2 protein-coding genes and 1 pseudogene are annotated in these 1,242 nt (G+C 71.1%); all 3 read left to right on the forward strand.

Going from position 1 to position 1,242, the window contains the following annotated elements:
* Positions 1-193: pseudogene (locus HUK82_RS16665) on the forward strand (dihydroorotase); the annotation flags it as partial.
* Complete coding sequence (gene plsY, locus HUK82_RS16670; RefSeq protein WP_246495324.1) at positions 190-828, forward strand: glycerol-3-phosphate 1-O-acyltransferase PlsY; 639 nt, start codon at positions 190-192, stop codon at positions 826-828. The pseudogene HUK82_RS16665 and the gene plsY, both read left to right, overlap by 4 nt.
* Positions 825-1,242 (forward strand): DNA-processing protein DprA (locus HUK82_RS16675; protein WP_176614974.1); only part of this gene is annotated, 418 nt, incomplete at its 3' end. The genes plsY and HUK82_RS16675, both read left to right, overlap by 4 nt.

Raw genomic sequence — 1,242 nt, forward strand, 5'->3', positions numbered from 1 at the left:
GGCCGGGCGGCTGGCCGAGGGCGCCGTTGCCGATCTGTGCCTGTTCGACGCCGAGCGTGCCTGGCAGGTCGTGGCCGGCGGCATGCCAGGACGGGCGCAGAACACCCCGTTCGACGGCCGCGCGCTGGAGGGACGGGTGCTTGCGACCTACAAGGCCGGTCGGTGCGTGTTCGGTGGAGGGGCCGTCGGATGAGGCTGGTCAGCACGTTTTCGGACGGGATGATCCCGCTTCTGCTGGGCCTGACACTGCTGGGCTATGTGCTGGGCAGCATTCCGTTCGGGTTGCTGCTGACCCGGTATTACGGTGCCGGTGACCTGCGCAGCATCGGCTCGGGCAATATCGGGGCGACGAATGTCCTGCGCACCGGGCGGCGGGGTCTTGCGGCGGCGACGCTGGCGCTTGATGCCCTCAAGGGCGCGGTCGCGGTTCTGGTCGCGTTGGCCGTGGCCCCGCTGTTCGCCGCGCGGGCCGAGGCGTTCGCCGCCGTCGCGGTGGTCGTGGGGCATTGTTTCCCGATCTGGCTGAAGTTTCGCGGCGGCAAGGGGGTGGCGACCGGTCTGGGCGCCGTGCTGGCGCTGTCGCCGATCACGGGCCTGCTGTGCTGCGTCATCTGGCTGGCGGTGGCGCGGCTGAGCCGGATCTCCTCGGCCGGGGCGCTGGCGGCGTTCGTGGCGATGCCGTGGATGCTGGCCCCGTTGCGTGGTGAAGGGTTCGGCTCCCCGGTCGCGCTGGCGGGCTTTGTCATCGCGCTGCTGGTTCTGGCGCGCCATCACGCCAATATCCGTCGCCTGCTCGCCGGTCAGGAATCGCGGATCGGCGGCCGATGACGGGCGGCCCGCCGGCCGGACCCCGGCTGGCCGCGTATCTGCGCCTCGCACGGACCGAAAACGTGGGTCCGCGCACCTATCGCCGTCTGCTGCGCGAATTCGACACTCCGGAGGCCGCGCTGGCCGCCGTGCCCGACAAGGCCCGCAAGGCCGGGTTGGGTCGCGCGCTTCGCGTGCCGACCACGGCACAGATAGAAGACGAGATCGCCGCCACGCAGGCGCTGGGCGGCCGGATACTGCTGCTGGGGGATCGTTTGTATCCCGAAACCCTGGCGGCGATTCCGGATGCGCCGTCAGTTCTGTCTGTACTGGGCGATGCCGCGCTGCTGTCGCGACGCCATGTCGGCATTGTCGGCGCGCGCAACGCGTCGGCGGCGGGTATGCGCGTGGCCGAGTCGCTGGCGGCTGACCTGG

Source organism: Ameyamaea chiangmaiensis (assembly GCF_013376175.1).
GTDB lineage: Bacteria > Pseudomonadota > Alphaproteobacteria > Acetobacterales > Acetobacteraceae > Ameyamaea > Ameyamaea chiangmaiensis.

Bases quoted from the DNA above. Each gene is read 5' to 3' on its own strand.
- plsY (WP_246495324.1), top strand. From the start codon at position 190: ATGAGGCTGGTCAGCACGTTTTCGGACGGGATGATCCCGCTTCTGCTG.